General features: G+C 63.2%; 16 protein-coding genes. 6 read left to right on the forward strand and 10 right to left on the reverse strand.

Going from position 1 to position 15,265, the window contains the following annotated elements; all coding sequences use genetic code 11:
- Positions 1-27: 27 nt before the first annotated feature.
- Together IAE34_RS09075 and IAE34_RS09080 are read right to left on the reverse strand one after the other, a co-directional pair.
- Entirely contained in the window at positions 28-471 is a 444-nt protein-coding gene (locus IAE34_RS09075) for a hypothetical protein (RefSeq protein WP_200138542.1), read from the reverse strand.
- A gap of 131 nt (positions 472-602) precedes the next feature.
- Positions 603-1,037 (reverse strand): hypothetical protein, encoded by a 435-nt coding sequence (locus IAE34_RS09080; protein WP_200138543.1) that lies wholly within the window; start codon positions 1,035-1,037, stop codon positions 603-605.
- 141 nt (positions 1,038-1,178) lie between these two features.
- Here IAE34_RS09080 and pcaQ point away from each other — a divergent pair, with 141 nt between their 5' ends.
- From pcaQ to IAE34_RS09105, 5 genes are all read left to right on the forward strand, one after another.
- Positions 1,179-2,111, forward strand: a complete 933-nt coding sequence (pcaQ, locus tag IAE34_RS09085; protein WP_200138544.1) for a pca operon transcription factor PcaQ — start codon at positions 1,179-1,181, stop codon at positions 2,109-2,111.
- A gap of 174 nt (positions 2,112-2,285) precedes the next feature.
- Positions 2,286-3,029, forward strand: a complete 744-nt coding sequence (locus IAE34_RS09090; RefSeq protein WP_200138545.1) for an FKBP-type peptidyl-prolyl cis-trans isomerase — start codon at positions 2,286-2,288, stop codon at positions 3,027-3,029.
- A 263-nt stretch (positions 3,030-3,292) separates the two neighbouring features.
- Positions 3,293-3,733: a YkvA family protein gene (locus tag IAE34_RS09095; protein WP_200138546.1), complete on the forward strand. Its 441-nt coding sequence runs from the start codon at positions 3,293-3,295 to the stop codon at positions 3,731-3,733.
- A gap of 95 nt (positions 3,734-3,828) precedes the next feature.
- Entirely contained in the window at positions 3,829-4,176 is a 348-nt protein-coding gene (locus IAE34_RS09100; RefSeq protein WP_200138547.1) for a helix-turn-helix domain-containing protein, read from the forward strand.
- On the forward strand, positions 4,173-4,556 hold the full coding sequence (locus tag IAE34_RS09105) for a hypothetical protein (RefSeq protein ID WP_200138548.1): 384 nt from the start codon (positions 4,173-4,175) through the stop codon (positions 4,554-4,556). Before IAE34_RS09100 ends, IAE34_RS09105 begins: the two co-directional genes overlap by 4 nt.
- Here the strand turns inward: IAE34_RS09105 and IAE34_RS09110 are convergent.
- Positions 4,523-6,313, reverse strand: a complete 1,791-nt coding sequence (locus IAE34_RS09110; protein WP_200138549.1) for a bifunctional diguanylate cyclase/phosphodiesterase — start codon at positions 6,311-6,313, stop codon at positions 4,523-4,525. The two genes, IAE34_RS09105 and IAE34_RS09110, sit on opposite strands and share 34 nt — an antisense overlap.
- A gap of 119 nt (positions 6,314-6,432) precedes the next feature.
- Positions 6,433-8,514 (reverse strand): carboxy terminal-processing peptidase, encoded by a 2,082-nt coding sequence (locus IAE34_RS09115; protein ID WP_200138550.1) that lies wholly within the window; start codon positions 8,512-8,514, stop codon positions 6,433-6,435.
- Positions 8,515-8,655: 141 nt separating this feature from the next.
- Here IAE34_RS09115 and IAE34_RS09120 point away from each other — a divergent pair, with 141 nt between their 5' ends.
- On the forward strand, positions 8,656-9,624 hold the full coding sequence (locus IAE34_RS09120; protein WP_200138551.1) for an NAD(P)H-quinone oxidoreductase: 969 nt from the start codon (positions 8,656-8,658) through the stop codon (positions 9,622-9,624).
- Positions 9,625-9,656: 32 nt separating this feature from the next.
- On the opposite strand, the gene IAE34_RS09125 is transcribed toward IAE34_RS09120, so the two are convergent.
- From IAE34_RS09125 to IAE34_RS09150, 6 genes are all read right to left on the reverse strand, one after another.
- Positions 9,657-10,310, reverse strand: coding sequence for an HAD family hydrolase (locus IAE34_RS09125; RefSeq protein WP_200138552.1), 654 nt, complete (start codon positions 10,308-10,310; stop codon positions 9,657-9,659).
- Positions 10,311-10,323: 13 nt separating this feature from the next.
- Positions 10,324-11,313, reverse strand: coding sequence for an ABC transporter ATP-binding protein (locus IAE34_RS09130; protein WP_200138553.1), 990 nt, complete (start codon positions 11,311-11,313; stop codon positions 10,324-10,326).
- Positions 11,310-12,107 carry an ABC transporter permease gene (locus IAE34_RS09135; protein ID WP_200138554.1) on the reverse strand — a complete coding sequence of 266 codons (798 nt, stop codon included), beginning with the start codon at positions 12,105-12,107 and terminating at the stop codon, positions 11,310-11,312. Before IAE34_RS09135 ends, IAE34_RS09130 begins: the two co-directional genes overlap by 4 nt.
- On the reverse strand, positions 12,097-12,936 hold the full coding sequence (locus IAE34_RS09140) for an ABC transporter permease (RefSeq protein WP_200138555.1): 840 nt from the start codon (positions 12,934-12,936) through the stop codon (positions 12,097-12,099). Before IAE34_RS09140 ends, IAE34_RS09135 begins: the two co-directional genes overlap by 11 nt.
- Entirely contained in the window at positions 12,933-13,739 is an 807-nt protein-coding gene (locus IAE34_RS09145; protein ID WP_200138556.1) for an alkaline phosphatase family protein, read from the reverse strand. The genes IAE34_RS09140 and IAE34_RS09145 overlap by 4 nt, the downstream gene beginning before the upstream one ends.
- A 199-nt stretch (positions 13,740-13,938) precedes the next feature.
- The gene (locus tag IAE34_RS09150; RefSeq protein WP_200138557.1) at positions 13,939-15,003 is read right to left on the reverse strand and encodes an ABC transporter substrate-binding protein; all 1,065 of its coding nucleotides are present in this window, start codon (positions 15,001-15,003) and stop codon (positions 13,939-13,941) included.
- Positions 15,004-15,265: the final 262 nt, after the last annotated feature.

Here is a 15,265-nt window from a genome sequence, read left to right on the forward strand (position 1 = left end):
GCTCCTGCCTGATGCGGATTCTCCCGATCATCGGTCTTGATAGGCGTAAGTATAGGATCCTGCCAGCAACTCAACGTAACTGTCGTATCCTGCGATCAGGTAATGTTTCAGCTTGAGAAAGCGAGCGGGGTCGTAAATGGGAGTCTTTTCAATCAGCCAAGCGGAATCCAGCACCTGATAGATTTTTGGGTCGGGGTGATGGCCCGTGTTCTTCCAGTGTAGTAGGTCGCCCTGATCGGCTCCATGAATCTCATGGTTTCTATGATGGGACTCGTAAAAATTCAATGTGATACAGCGTAATTCGGCAACATTTCTGAAGTTTAGGTGGGTTTTTACGTAGGTACCGTTATCGTGGTTTTCCAGTCGTTGTGTGTCTACTGCGAGCAGTACGTTTCCACTCTCGTCGTAATGAGCGGACAATGAGGTCGTGCTGATGACGAACTCGGTCTTTTCAGGAGATAGCTTTATCAAGATTGGGTTGCTCCTCTGGGTCAAGAACATGGAGATATTCTGGTGATGAGCCCTCCTTGTTGTTCGCCATCCTTATTGTCCAGACGGCTGTGGGTCGCGAGTGGCATTGGTGACTTCGACGCGCCCATCGCTCACAGGGGGTAATCATCACTCGTTGATGCATCCACGAAATGTTCGAGGGAAAGCCCTCTGAGTTCTAGGATCTTCAGTAGTGAGTCCCATGATTCAATAGTCTGGTATGGGCCTACACGGTCATAGGATGGCTCCAATCCCTGTTCAATGTCTTGGGCGTTGAACGTGCTTTCTCGTATTCTGAATTGCGCGCGCTCGACACTGCATTTAATGAAATAGGGTGAGTGCCCTATTTTTGCATAGGGTTCAGTCCTGAACGGATAGTCAGGAACCAGGTCTTCCAGCAAGGAAAGCTCGAGCCAGACTCTATCTGCCGGAGTCGAGGCACGGAGTTCGCACAGCAAGATATTGCCTTTCATCAAGTTGTCCAGACTTTTACAGTTCATGATATCGCTCAGTCCGAGGTGCAGATCCTGAGTGCGATACAGGCTCATCGGCGAGCTCCTTGCCGGCGAAAGCTGCACCCTACAAAGTCGCCGCCCTTGCAGGCAAGTCTCGGCATCCGAAAATGCGATGGGATCGTTCCGAGCAGGCGGTGCCTTGCAGCCGGGCGCCGCAGGGTTAAACTGCCGCACATGAACCTCGATACCCGCATCAAGTACCGTCACCTGCTGTGCTTTCTCGAGATCGCTCGCCAGGGCAGTCTGGCCAGGGCCGCCGATGTCCTGGCGATCAGTCAGCCGGCCACCTCCAAGACCCTCAAGGAGCTGGAAGACCTGCTCGAAGCGCGCCTGTTCGAGCGGACCCGCCAGGGCGTAGAGCTGACGGCTGCGGGCGCTCGCTTCATGCGCCATGCCGGGCCCAGCGTACAGGCTCTTCGCGAGGGCATCGGCAGCGTGCGGGGCGAAGCACGGGCGCCTGCGCGGTTGCGCATCGGCGTGCTGTCCACGGTCGAGGGCCTGCTGATGCCGGAGGTTCTGTGCCGCCTGCATCAGCGGCACCAGGGTCTGGTGGTCGAGGTGATCACCGGCCCCGGCGCGCAGTTGCTGGGCCAGTTGCACCTGGGCGAGCTGGAGCTGGTGATCGGCCGCATGACCGACAGCCCGCAGATCCAGGGGCTTTCCTTCGAGCACCTGTACAGCGAGTCGATGAGCCTGGTGGTGCGTGCCGGTCACCCGCTGCTGGGGCGCCAGCCGCTGGACAGGGCAGGGCTGGGCGGCTACCCGCTGGTGCTGCCGCCGTCGGGCACGACCATTCGCCAGCACGCCGACAGCCTGTTCGTGCAGTGCGCCATCGACATGCCCGCGCAGCGGCTGGAGACCCTGTCGCTGGCCTTGAGCCGACGCTATGTGCTGGGCAGCGACGCGCTCTGGGTGGCGCCCCGCGATGCCGTGCTGATCGACCTGCGCAGCGGTGAACTGGTGACCCTCGACCTGGGACTGCGTGAGCCGGGCGGGTCGGTCGGTATCTGTCGAAATGCGGCCATGGCGCAAGGTCCACTGGCCCAAGCGCTGTGTCAGGTGTTGCGCGAAGTGGCGGGTGAGTACCGCGATGGCCACTATCCCTGACCGATCACCAGGGTGCCCCCTCTGACGAGCAGGTCGGCCCCTTTATGAACGTCCTGACATCCAGGAACTTCCCGCTACAAACCGGCTCCTATGCCGGTAGCCATCGGTCATGGCCGCCTGATAAGCTCGCGGCCTTACCCCAGTGCCCTCATGGCGCATGAACAAGGAAATAGCATGAAACAGCATCGTTTGGCGGCTGCGGTTGCCCTGGTCGGCCTGGTCCTCGCCGGTTGCGACGCTCAGACCAGCAGCGTCGAGCTGAAGACTCCGGCCCAGAAGGCCTCCTACGGCATCGGCCTGAACATGGGCAAGAGCCTGGCGCAGGAAGGCATGGACGACCTGGACTCCAAAGCGGTGGCCCTGGGCATCGAAGATGCCGTCGGCAAGAAAGACCCACGTCTGAAGGACCAGGAGCTGGTCGAGGCCTTCACCGCCCTGCAGAAACGCGCCGAGGAGCGCCTGGCCAAGGCCAGCGAGGAAGCGGTCGCCAAGGGCAAGAAGTTCCTCGAGGACAACGCCAAGAAGCCAGGCGTGGTCACCACCGCCTCGGGCCTGCAGTACGAAGTGATCAAGAAAGCCGACGGTCCTCAGCCCAAGCCGACCGATGTGGTCACCGTCCACTACGAAGGCAAGCTCATCGACGGCACGGTCTTCGACAGCTCCATCGAGCGCGGCAGCCCTATCGACCTGCCGGTCAGCGGCGTGATCCCGGGTTGGGTCGAAGGCCTGCAGCTGATGCATGTGGGCGAGGAGTACAAGCTGTACATCCCGGCCGACCTGGCCTATGGCGCCCAGAGCCCGAGCCCGTTGATTCCAGCCAACTCGGTGCTGGTGTTCAAACTCGAACTGCTGGGCATCAAGGATCCGAGCAAGCTCGACGCCGAGCCGGCCGCCCCTGCCGAAGCGCCTGCCCAGTAATCGGGTAAAGGCTGATCGTAACGCCCCGTCTATACGGGGCGTTTGCGTTTCTGGGGCCGAGTAGAACACTGCGCCTGCGTGAGGGTCAGACGTAGAGGCTCAGGCAAGCGTCAGGCCGTCGCTCGTTGAAACAGTTGTGTAAAAAACGCCCGATCCGAGTGGGAACCTTGTCCTGCGGGGCTGCGGTCCCGCTTAACGGCCCCCTGTTCACAAGGTTATCCACAAATAATGTGGATAACCTTGTGCCGATCACTGGAGGTTCCATGAGTGCACCCTGGAGTTTCGCCCGTTTCCTGCCATTGGCCGAGCGCCTGCTCAGCCGCGGACGTTTACCTGCGCTGCTGTTCGCGGTGGCGCGCAAGGGGCCCAAGCTGGGCAAGCTGCGCGATGACCTGCGCCTGATGCAGGGCCTGTGCCTGGCGTGGTGGCGAGGCGAATACCGCGCCGTCAGCAAGAAAGCGCTGGTGACCATCGTGGCGGGCTTGCTGTATTTCGTCAGCCCGCTGGATGCCATCCCCGACTGGATCGTCGGCGTGGGCTTTCTCGACGACATCGCCGTGCTGGGTTGGGTGATCAAGACCGTCGGCGATGAGCTGGCGCGTTTCAAGGCCTGGCGTGACAGCCAGGCGCCCGAACGCCTGCGCGTGGTCGAGCGCTTGCCTGACACGGTCGAAGCGCTGCGCCTCGAACGGCCCCGTCGCTGAAATCGAGGTGTTGTACACACGGACCTGCTGTCGGTCATATAATTGACGGATTGGCATCGTCATCATGCCGTCCAGTCACTGCAGTAGGGGGTCGTATGGGTGTGCAGGTCATCAGTCGTGACGGTCGGGCCGAATATGCGGTCATTCCCTGGAGCGAGTACCAGGCCCTGCTCGAAGCGGCCGGGCAGGTCGTTGCGCCAGCGCCGGCCGAATCCGCTGAGGCGCCGGCTACCGCGACCGCCAGCGCATCTCTGCCAGAGCTGCGCGAGCTGGCCCAGTTGCGCGACGCCAAGGGCCTGGCTGCTGAACAGCTGGCCCGCAGCGTCGGCATCAGCCCGTCCTACCTGGCCACGATCGAGGCGGGCGAGCGCGTGCCGGATGCCGCCATTCGGCGCAGCCTGGCCTGGCACCTGGGCATAGCCGGTTGGAGCGAGCCGGCATGAGTCAGGTCAGGATCAGCCGCCAGCAGTGGCAGAGCCTGCTGGCCGAGCTCGATCTGGCCAGGCGCCAGCGGCACCTGCTAACCTACCGGGCGCTGCTCGAGCGCCTGCAATTGCCCACTCCGGCCATGCAGACCCTCACGGCCGCCCTGGAGTACCTGGCGCTGCTGGACGCGCGGGCCGAGCAGCCGCTCAGAAGCTCGCTGGTGATCAGCCAGGGGGCCAGCCGCCTGCCGCGGACCGGCTTCTTCGAGTGTGTCGAGCGACTGGGCCGTTTCTGCGGCCCGGTGGATGGCATGGAGGCGGCATCCTGGCATGCCGCCGAAGTGGTGCGGGTGTTCGAGTTCAGCTACCCGGCCGAGACCGTTGTCGCGCAGGAGTGAGCCTGCAGCTTCTCGGTATCGATCAGGCTCAGGCTCGGCCCCGACGTTTCCTTGGCCTGGCGCTTGGCTTGCGAGGCCAGCTCGGCAAGCTGCGCCGCGTCCAGTTCATCGCAACGCTCGGGCCTCAGCCATACCACGCCGATCGATAGCGACAGCAATGCGAAGGTTTCTCGCTGCCCCTGGCGGTTATGGGCCACGAAGCATCCCGCCTGCAGATGCTCATCGCGATAGAAGCGCCTGCACTCTCCCAGAAAGCGTTCGATCAGTTGCTCCAGGCGTAACTGCCACTCTGGCGTGCCGAGCACCAGCATGAAGTCGTCTCCCCCGATGTGGCCAACGAAATCCTGATGGGGGTCGACGCAGTCGTTCAGGCATTGCGCCAGGCACAGCAGGACTTCATCGCCACGCGCATAGCCATAGATGTCGTTGAAGGGCTTGAAGCTGTCGATGTCCACATAGCACACCGCCGCTGCACGGCGTTGCTCCAGCAGCCGCGCAAGGCACTGATGGATCGGTACGTTGCCCGGCAGCAGGGTCAGCGGATTGGCGTAGCGCGCCTGCTGGATCTTCTGCTCGGTGATCAGCTTGAGCACATCGATCACTCGCCCCAGGCCTTGATAACGCCCGCCGTGGGTGATGATGAAGTCTTCCTCGATACGCTGACGCGCGCGGCTGGTGAGCAGTCGGCTGACCTGCTGCAAGGACTGGTTGCGTTCCACCGCGAGGAAGTCATCGCTCATCAGGCGGCTGATGGGCTTGCGTGCGAACAGGTCGGTACCATAGGGCTTGAGCAAGGCATCGGCCAGCGAATGACGGTGCACGATGCCCCGCGGCTGCCCCTGAGCATCGAGCACGGCCAGCGAGTTGAGATTGGCCTGGCGGCGAAAGGCTTCCAGCACCTGCTGGGTCGGTGTATCGAGGGCCACTGCGGATTGGGCGATCAGCAGCGTAGCCAGGTCGGTACTCTCCTCGCTGCTGGCCAGCGCCTGGCTGCGTTGCGCGGGCAGCAGACTCAACGCATCCCTCGGCGGATATTCCTGCGGCCGGCCAAGCAGATAGCCTTGCAGCAGATCGACACCCATCTCCGCCAGCACCGTCAGTTCTTCGGCCAGCTCGATGCCTTCGGCGATCACCTGCGCCCGTGACGCGCGGGCGATCTGTAGGATGGAGCCGACGAACTCGCGCTTGAGCGGGTCCTGGTGAATGCCATCGATGAAGTGGCGATCGATCTTGACGTAGTCAGGACGCAGCTCCGACCACAGGCGCAGGCTCGAATACCCCGCACCCAGATCATCCAGGGCTATGGAAAAGCCCATGTCCCGATAGTGATGCAAGGCGTTGAACAGCAGCTGGAAATCTTCCGTGGGCGTCTGTTCGGTCAGCTCGATCACCACCTGGCTGGGCTTGAGGCCCACCTGTTCGAGCATCTCCAGGGTACGACCGGAAGGGTGGTCGGGTTCGAGCAGCGACTCGGGCGAGACGTTGAGAAAGAGCTTCCCTTCCAGGTCCAATTCGCGAAAACGGCGGCAGGCAGTGGCTCGGCACAGCACCTCTAGCTCGCTCAGGCGGCCCGCCTGGCGGGCAATGGCGAACAGGTTCAAGGGCGAGTGCAGCGGACTGTTCGAGGGGCCGCGGCTGAGGGCTTCATAACCCAGGACACGTCGTTCGGAAAGGCAGATGATCGGCTGGAACAGGCTGTGGATACTGCGTTGAGCCAGGATGGCACTCAAGGCACTGAGCTGTTCGGTGACGGTCATGGCGGCTTCCTGAAAATGAAAGGGCCGGACGTCCCAGGCGTCCGGCCCCGTCATTTCACGACAGTGCGATGACTGTTTGATGACAGATCAAGTCAATCTGCCATCATTTCTTCAGTCGATCATTTCTTCGCCACTTGTGCGCTCAGGCGCAGGTAGTCCAGCAGGATTCGACCGGTCTCGGCCAGGTAAGCGTCGTCTTCAGGCTTGGCGTCGTCCTTGTCCTCGGGCAGGGCGTCCTCGTCCACCTTCTTCAGTTCCTTGAGCGGTTCCTCGCCCTTGGCCTTGCGCCGGGTGTTCTCCAGCGCCAGTTGCTTGGCCTCGATGGCGTCATGCTGGGCACGGCGGTCCTGCTCGTTGAGGCTGACGGTCTTCTCGTTCATCAACTGCTGGGTCAACGCCAGACGATCGCGGATATAGGTGAACTCGGCATCCTTGGCACTGCGTGCATCATGCTGGGCCTTGAGCTGGGCCAGGAACGGCTTGAACGGGTCCGCAGCCGGCTTGACCACGGGACGGATGGTGTCCCATGGCATCGCCTCAGGCAGCGCGCTCTCGCCGATTTCCTTGGTGTCGATGATCGATGGATAGTCGATGTCCGGCAGTACACCCTGATGCTGCGTGCTCTGCCCGGACACCCGGTAGAACTTGGCCAGGGTGAGCTTGAGTTCACCATGGTTCAGCGGTTGGATGGTCTGCACGGTGCCCTTGCCGAAGGTCTGGCCACCGATGATCAGTGCGCGGTGATAGTCCTGCATGGCACCGGCGAAGATCTCCGAGGCCGAGGCCGAGAGGCGGTTGACCAGCAAGGCCAGCGGGCCTTTGTAGAAGGCACCGGGGTTCTCGTCTTCGAGTACGTCGACGCGGCCGTCGCTGTTGCGCACGAGCACCGTCGGGCCTTTTTCGATGAACAGGCTGGTCAGCTCGGTGGCTTCCTGCAGCGAACCGCCACCGTTGTTGCGCAGGTCGATGACCACGCCGTCGACCTTCTCCTTCTGCAGCTCGGTGAGCAGCTTCTTGACGTCACGCGTGGTGCTCTTGTAGTTCGGGTCGCCGGCACGGTAAGCCTTGAAGTCCAGGTAGAACGCCGGGATCTCGATGATGCCCAGCTTGTAGTCGCGGCCATCCTGCTTGAGCTTGAGCACCGATTTCTTCGCGGCCTGCTCTTCGAGCTTGACCGCCTCGCGGGTGATGGACACGATCTTGGTGCTCTGATCGTTTGGCGCATTGCTCGCCGGAATGATCTCGAGGCGCACCACCGAACCTTTCGGCCCACGGATCAGCTTGACCACTTCGTCCAGCCGCCAGCCGACCACGTCGACCATTTCCTTGTTGCCCTGGGCCACGCCGATGATCTTGTCGGCAGGGGCGACCTGCTTGGTCTTGGCGGCAGGGCCGGCCGGCACCAGGCGCACGATCTTGACCTGGTCGTTGTCACTTTGCAGCACGGCGCCGATGCCTTCGAGCGACAGGCTCATGTTGATGTCGAAGTTCTCGGCACTGTCCGGCGACAGGTAATTGGTGTGCGGGTCGTAGGACTGGGCAAAGGTGTTGATGTAGGCCTGGAAGATGTCTTCGGCACGGGTCTGGTCCAGGCGCGCCAGCTGGTTCTTGTAGCGCTTGATCAGGGTTTCCTGGATCTGCTTCGGATCCTTGCCGGCCAGCTTCTGGCGCAGCACCTCATCCTTCACGCGCTTGCGCCACAGGTCGTCGAGTTCGGCCTCGGACTTGGGCCATGGCGCGTCCTTGCGGTCGACCAGCAGGTCTCCCTTGACGGTGAAATCGATCTTGTCGACGCCCTTGTCGAGCATCGCCAGGGCGTAGTCCAGGCGAGATTTGACCCGATCGAGGTAGCGCTTGTAGATGGTGAAGCCAGGATCGAGGTTGCCGTTCTTGAGGAAGTCGTCGAACTGCGTCTTCCATTTGTCGAACTCGGCGATGTCGCTGGCCATGAAATAGCTGCGCGACGGATCGAGCAGCTTGAGGTAGCTGTCGTAGATGATCACCGAACGGGCATCGTCCAGCGGTGGCTTGCTGTAATGATGGCGCTTGAGCAACTCGACCACATTGAGGCTGGCGACGACTTCGTCACGGTCCGGCTGCAAGCTGTCCCATTTGTTGGCGGCGGCCGCATTGCCACCGAGCGTGAGGCTGCCCAGACCGATGACGAGGGCGAGTGCGCTGCTGGGGAGGAAATGCTTCATGCTGATTCGACGTGGGGGCAATTGATCACGCATAGTAGGCCGTCTTTTCCTTTCGCCGGTTCCATGAAACCGGTTCGATACTGCAAAAAACCCGGGACGTGATGATCCCGGGTTCAGTCATGACTCAACTATGGAGGCACTGTGAAGGCATTGCAAGGCGTTGACGGGCATGTAGCCTGGGTCCAGGCGCAGCGTCCCGTGTGTGATGCGGGGCAGGTTCGCATTCGTGTCGCGGCGGCGGGATTGAACCGCGCCGACGTACTGCAGAAGGCCGGCCACTACCCGCCGCCCCCTGGCGCCAGCCCGTACATGGGGCTGGAGTGCGCGGGCGTGATCGAGGAAGTGGGTGCCGGTGCGGGCGCCGACTGGCGGGTGGGCGATCGCGTCTGCGCATTGCTGGCCAGTGGTGCCATGGCCGAGCAGGTGGTGGTCGATGCCCGCCATGTGCTGCCCGTGCCCGAGGGGCTGAGTCTGCACGAGGCGGCCGCCACTCCCGAGGTGTACGCCACCGCGTGGCTGAACATCTTCCAGCTCGGCGCGGTGAAGGCCGGGGAAAAGGTGCTGGTGCACGCCGGTGCCAGTGGCGTGGGTTCGGCGGCCATCCAGCTGTGCAAGGCCTTCGGCAATTCGGTGTGGGTCAGCGTCGGCTCCCAGGAGCGACTGGACTACTGCCTGGCGCTGGGCGCGGCGGGAGGTGTGGTGCGCAACCAGAACCTCGAGCAGCTCGAGGCGCTCGGGCCGTTCGACGTGGTGCTCGATCCGGTCGGCGCCAGCTATGGCGCGCTCAACCTCAAGGTGCTGGCCAGGGACGGACGCTGGGTGATCATCGGCCTGATGGGCGGCCGGCAGGTCGAACTGGACCTTGCACAAGTGCTGGGCAAGCGCCTGCAAATCACCGGCTCGACCCTGCGCAACCGCGATGACGCCTTCAAGGGCGAACTGTTGCGCGACCTTCGCCAGCAGGTCTGGCCACTGTTCAGCGAAGGCCGTCTGTCGCCGCAACTGGTCGACACCTATCCGGTCGAGTTCGCCGAGGCGGCGTACCAGGCGCTGGAGGGCAATCAGGTGTCGGGCAAGCTGGTGATGGTCATCGACCCCACCCTTGTCTGAACGCTTCGGGGGCGCATGTGCCCCCACGGCTTTCACGACCAGTTCAGAATGGGCCAGCCATGGCGCTGGGCATGTTCGCGCAGCGCAGCGTCCGGATTCACCGCGCAGGGATGGTCGACCTTGGAGAGTAAGGGCAGGTCGTTGCGCGAATCGGAGTAGAAGCTGGCGCCTTCGAGGTTTTCCTGCTCCTGGTCGAGCCACTCCAGCAGACGGGTGATCTTGCCTTCGCGGTAAGTCAGCACGCCGTGTGTGCGCCCGGTGTACACGCCGTTGACCGCCTCCAGGTCGATGGCCAGGTACTCCTCCACGCCCAGTCGCGCGGCGATGGGGCCGACCAGATGAGTACCCGATGCGGAGATGATCAGCACTCGGTCGCCGCGCTTGCGGTGCTCGGCGATGCAGCGACAGGCGTCGCCATGGATGATCGGCTCGATCACGTCCTCGACCCAGGGTTCGACCAGATGCTCGACTTCCTCCAGCGTTCGCCCGGCGATGGGCTCCAGGCTGAAAGCCATGTAGTCCTCCATCTGCAGATCGCCCCTGCCGTAGGCTTGCATCAACTCATGGTCACGGCGCAGGAACTCCTGGCCGTCGACCCAGCCCAGCCGGGCCATCTGTTCGCTCCACAGCGACGCGCAGTCACCGTCGATCAGGGTGTCGTCCAGATCGAAAATCGCCAATGCCATTGCCTGAATCTCCTTAAGCCACTTCCCGCAGTGCGGCGGGGTCAATCGACAGCGATACCCGCTGTCCGTCGGCGTACAGGTCGGCGGATGAGCGATTGAGCACATCCACCACCACTTCCACGCCGCGCGCCTGCACACGATACCGTATGACGTTGCCCAGCAGACTGTGACTGCGAATGCAGCCGTCCAGTTCGCCTTCCAGGCTCAGGCCGATGGATTCCGGGCGAATGGCCAGGCGAGCGCCTATCGGCCGTTGCAGCAGACGGCTGGCGCTGTCGGCGTCGAGCAGGTTGTAGTTGCCGATGAAACCGGCGGCGAACAGGTCCACGGGGGCGGTATAGAGGGTCTCGGCGTCGCCGCTCTGGACGATGCGCCCCTGGTTCATCAGGACGATGCGGTCCGACAACGTCAGGGCTTCCTCCTGGTCGTGGGTGACGAACAGGGTGGTCAGGCCGAGCTCACGCTGGATCGCGCGAATCTGTTCGCGCAGATGCTTGCGGATGCGCGCATCGAGGGCCGACAGGGGTTCATCGAGCAGCAGCAGGCGCGGCCGGGTGACCAGCGAGCGGGCCAGCGCCACCCGTTGACACTGACCGCCGGACAACTGCTGCGGATAGCGCCCGGTGAACTGGCTGAGCTCCACGAGCTCCAGCACCTCGCGTACGCGCGCCTGGCGCTCGTCGGCCTGGACCTTCTGCATGCGCAGGCCGAACGCGACATTCTGTTCGACGGTCATGTTGGGGAACAGCGCGTAGCTTTGGAACACCATGCCGATGCCGCGCTTCTGCGGGCTGAGCGGCACGATGTCCTGGCCGTCGAGCAGGATTCGACCGCCATCGACGGGCGTAAGGCCGGCGATGCACCGCAGCAGGGTGGACTTGCCGCACCCCGAAGGGCCGAGCAGGGTGACGAATTCGCCGCGCTCGACGTTGCAGTCGATGTTCTCGAATACCGTGCTGCCGGCGTAGCGCTTGTGCAGTTGCTGGACGCTGACGAAGCTCATCGGGTTTTGTCCTTGTTCAGGCGGTTGGCGACCCAGGTCACGACCAGGATGAAGATGAAGTAGGAAATCACCAGGGCGCTGTTGAAATGACCGCTGCTGTTGCGCATGTTGTTCAGATAGACCTGCAGGGTTTCGTAACGGGTGCCCACCAGCAGGTTGGCGAAGACGAACTCGCCGAACAGGAACGAGAACGACAGCAGCAAGGCCACCATCAGCCCCTTGCGCAGGTTGGGCAGTATCACCACCAGGGCCGCACGCAACGGGCTGGCGCCCAGCAGTTGGGCGGCGTCCATCAGGTCACGCAGGTTGATGGCCTGAAGGTTGTTGGTGATGGCCCGGTACATGAACGGCAGCGCGATGGTGAAGTAGCAGCCGATGAGTATCCAGGGCGTGCCGACCATGGCCATCGGCCCGCTGCCGTACAGTTGCAGCAGCCCCACCGACGACACCACCGGTGGCACCGCGAAGGGCAGCAGGATGAGGATGTTCATCAGCCCGTCGAGGCGGGGGAAGTGGTAGTGCACCACGAACAGCAGCGGCAGGATCAGCAGCACCGACAGCACCAGCGCGCCGACGCAGACCAGCAGCGACTGGCCGAAGGCGAGCAGGAAGCGCGGTTCGCTCCACAGCTGCGCATACCACTTGAGCGTCAGCCCGCTGGGCAGCAAGGTCGCCGACCAGCTGCTGGCCAGCGAATAGAGCAGGGTGCCGGCCAGCGGCAGCAGCAGGATCAGGAACAGCAGGTACACCACCGTGCGGTGATACCAGCCGCCGGAGGGAGATTCAGCGCGCATGGTAGCTCCTCTTCAGTAACCACTGATGGACCAGCGTGACCAGGGTCATGAGCCCCACCAGCACCATGGCCAGGGCGCTGCCCAGATGCGGATCGAGGGTGATGTCGCCGGCCACCAGGGCCGCGATGCGAATGGGCAGCACGTTGAAGTTGCCGGTGGTCAAGGCGTAGACCGTGGCGTAGGCGCCGAGCGCATTGGCCAGCAGGATGACGAAGGTGCCCAGCAGCGCCGGTGTCAGCACCGGCAGACCGATGTGGCGCCAGAACTGCCAGTGACTGGCGCCCAGCAGGGCCGCGGACTCGCGCCAGTCTTCACGCAGGGCGTCGAAGGCCGGATACAGCAGCAGCACCCCGAGCGGAATCTGGAAGTAGGTATAGACGATGATCAGGCCAGTACTGGAATAGATACTGAAATCGCCCAGTAGGCCGACCTCCTTCAGGGCCAGGGTGAGCGCACCGTTGAATCCGAGCAGGATGATGAAGGCGAAGGCCAGGGGCACGCCGGCGAAGTTGCTGGTCATGTTGGCGAAGGCACTGACGAAGTCGCGCAGCCGCGAGTCGACCTGGCGCAAGGAGTAGGCGCCCAGGGTCGCGATGACGATACCGAACAGGCTCGACCAGAAACTGATCTGCAGGCTGCGTTCGATGGCTTGCAGGTAGAATTTCGAGGCGAAGATCTTGCTGAAGTTGTCCAGGCCCCAGCCACTCTCGCCTTGCAGGCTGGCCGCGGCCACCCAGACCAGCGGCGCGATCTGGAAGATCACGAAGAACACGGCGAAGGGCAGCAGGCACAGCAGGGCCAGGTAGCGACCACGATGAGCAGTGTTCACGAGAGCAGCTCCCTGCACAGCGGTTTGTCGTGGGGGGCGCCGAGCAGTTCGCACAGGGTGCCGCACAGCTCGGTCTGCAAGGGCGAGGCGCCAGGGTCGAGGCTGAAGGCCTCGCCGAAAACGAACAATGGAACCTCGCGCTCTTCTGGAAGCAGGCCATTGTGCGAGCGATCGTCGTTCATGCCATGGTCGGCAGTGACGAGTACCTGGTGACCCTCGGCGAGCCAGCGGGGCAGGTAGTCCGCCAGCAGCACGTCGGCGCTGCGCGCCGCGTTGCGATACTGGCTGCTGTCCAGGCCATGACGATGGCCGGCGTCATCGATGTTCATCGGATGCACCAGCAGGAAATCGGGCGCATGTCGGCGACGCAGGAACTCGGCGTCGGCCAGCAGGTGCGAGTCGGGATAGTGGTCGGCGTAGTAGAACAGCCCGTGCTGGATGGGCAGCTCGGGCGCCTCGGTATGGCGGTCGCGCAGCGGATCGAACGGCGAGCGGTTGTACAGTTCGCTGACCCAGTGGTACGCCGCCGCCGCGCTGCTCAGCCCGGCGTCACGGGCGTAGTGGAACACGCTGCGCTGATTCGACAGGCGGGCGACCTGATTGTGCACGATGCCGCTGTCGATGGGGGCGACACCGGTGAGGATGCATTCATACAGAGGCCGGGACAACGAAGGCAGCTCGCATCGCAGGCGATACAGCGCGGCCCGTTCGGCCTCGACGTAGGCCTGCAGATGACCCATGGCGTGTGCGGCGACCTGGTAACTGAGGCCGTCGAGCAGGACCAGGATGACATGGTGGTTCATTCGCGACTCCGCAGGCGAAGGTGAAAGCTGCGCCCGGAGCCGGTCCGAGGCGCTGCGCGAGTGGGTTGTGGCGTGCGGGAGCGGATCCACTCGATGCCCGGCGCTGCGCCAGGCCGGTGTCGCTCGGCAGCTCGGCGCAACCGAGCGCGCTGGCATAGCACCGGCGGCTATAGGCCTGCCGTTCCCGGCACTTCGCGCCTCACTGCATTTCGATGATGACCTGCTCCTGCCATTTCTGCGGCAGGGCCTTGGACGTTCTTTCCCAGGCTTCGGCGTTTTCGATCGGCTTGGCCGCGCGGTACTGCTCATTGGGCAGCAACTTGGCCTGCACCTCATCGGGCAGCTTCAGATGGTCGGCACGAATCGGTCGCGCATGACCCTTCGCCAGGTTGATCTGCCCGGCGTCGCTGAAGATGTACTCGCGCGTCAGCTTGGCGGCGTTCGGGTGCTTGGCGTATTTGTTGATCACGGTGGTGTAGCCGGAAATCACCGAGCCGTCCTGCGGGATCAGGACCTCGAAGCGCTTGGGATCGATCTGCTCGCGATAGCTCAGGCCGTTGAAGTCCCACACCACGCCGACTTCGACTTCGCCTCTCTCCAGTGTCTGGATGGTCGGGTTGGCCAGCGACAGCCGCCCTTGCTGGGCCAGCTTGGTGAACAGCTGCAGGCCCGGTTCGATATTGGACTCGTCGCCCTTGTAGGCGATGGCAGCCGCCAGCACGCCATTGGCCGCCTGGGCCGCAGTGCCGACGTCGCCGATGGCCACCTTGTACGTGCCTTTTTCCAGGTCGTGCCAGGTCTTCGGTCGCTGGTCTTCCTTGACCAGGTCCTTGTTGATGATGAAGGCGATGGTGCCGGTATAGGCCAGGGCCCAGTGGCCGTCCTTGTCCCTTGCCCATTCCGGCACCTGGTCCCAGGTGCTGGGCTTGTAGGGCTGGGTCACGCCCTTGCTCGCGGCGATGGGGCCGAAGGCTGCACCCACGTCACCGATATCGGCGCTGGCGTTGTCTTTCTCGGCCTCGAACTTGGCGATTTCCTGGGCCGAACTCATGTCGGTATCGCTGTGCTTGAGGCCGTATTTGCTGGCCAGGTCGTCCCAGGTGCCTTTCCAGTTGGCCCAGGCATCGGGCATGCCCACGCTGTTGACCGTGCCCTCCTTGCGCGCCGCCTCTTCCAGGCTCTTGAGGTCGGTATCGGCGGCCATGGCCGTGGTGCACAGGGCGATGGCCGAGCCAAGCAATGACGCCATGAAGAACTTTTTCATCCGAAGCTCCTGGGTGGGTTGCCTTGAGGTCGTTGTGAGAACCGGGTGGTGAGTGAGCGGCCGAAGGCCGGGTTCGGGACTTGCCAGGCGATGTGGTCTAGGTCAGCAAACCTTGCGCCAAGGTAGGCCTTGCGCGTGACAATTTTATGTAGGGGGGAGCCCCTTCCTGGGTCAGCAATGCCTGAAAGCCAAGCGTAGACCACTGGTTGGCCCTTGCCTGGCACGCGTTGGGAGGGTCGGCCGGCGCCGGGCGCCAGCAGTG

The sequence above is a fragment of the Pseudomonas sp. S30 genome (assembly GCF_016518545.1).
Lineage (GTDB): Bacteria > Pseudomonadota > Gammaproteobacteria > Pseudomonadales > Pseudomonadaceae > Aquipseudomonas.

Bases quoted from the DNA above. Each gene is read 5' to 3' on its own strand.
- pcaQ (WP_200138544.1), top strand. From the start codon at position 1,179: ATGAACCTCGATACCCGCATCAAGTACCGTCACCTGCTGTGCTTTCTC.
- IAE34_RS09150 (WP_200138557.1), bottom strand. From the start codon at position 15,003: ATGAAAAAGTTCTTCATGGCGTCATTGCTTGGCTCGGCCATCGCCCTG.
- IAE34_RS09090 (WP_200138545.1), top strand. From the start codon at position 2,286: ATGAAACAGCATCGTTTGGCGGCTGCGGTTGCCCTGGTCGGCCTGGTC.
- IAE34_RS09115 (WP_200138550.1), bottom strand. From the start codon at position 8,514: ATGAAGCATTTCCTCCCCAGCAGCGCACTCGCCCTCGTCATCGGTCTG.
- IAE34_RS09145 (WP_200138556.1), bottom strand. From the start codon at position 13,739: ATGAACCACCATGTCATCCTGGTCCTGCTCGACGGCCTCAGTTACCAG.
- IAE34_RS09130 (WP_200138553.1), bottom strand. From the start codon at position 11,313: ATGAGCTTCGTCAGCGTCCAGCAACTGCACAAGCGCTACGCCGGCAGC.
- IAE34_RS09095 (WP_200138546.1), top strand. From the start codon at position 3,293: ATGAGTGCACCCTGGAGTTTCGCCCGTTTCCTGCCATTGGCCGAGCGC.
- IAE34_RS09105 (WP_200138548.1), top strand. From the start codon at position 4,173: ATGAGTCAGGTCAGGATCAGCCGCCAGCAGTGGCAGAGCCTGCTGGCC.
- IAE34_RS09135 (WP_200138554.1), bottom strand. From the start codon at position 12,107: ATGCGCGCTGAATCTCCCTCCGGCGGCTGGTATCACCGCACGGTGGTG.
- IAE34_RS09110 (WP_200138549.1), bottom strand. From the start codon at position 6,313: ATGACCGTCACCGAACAGCTCAGTGCCTTGAGTGCCATCCTGGCTCAA.
- IAE34_RS09080 (WP_200138543.1), bottom strand. From the start codon at position 1,037: ATGAGCCTGTATCGCACTCAGGATCTGCACCTCGGACTGAGCGATATC.
- IAE34_RS09125 (WP_200138552.1), bottom strand. From the start codon at position 10,310: ATGGCATTGGCGATTTTCGATCTGGACGACACCCTGATCGACGGTGAC.
- IAE34_RS09100 (WP_200138547.1), top strand. From the start codon at position 3,829: ATGGGTGTGCAGGTCATCAGTCGTGACGGTCGGGCCGAATATGCGGTC.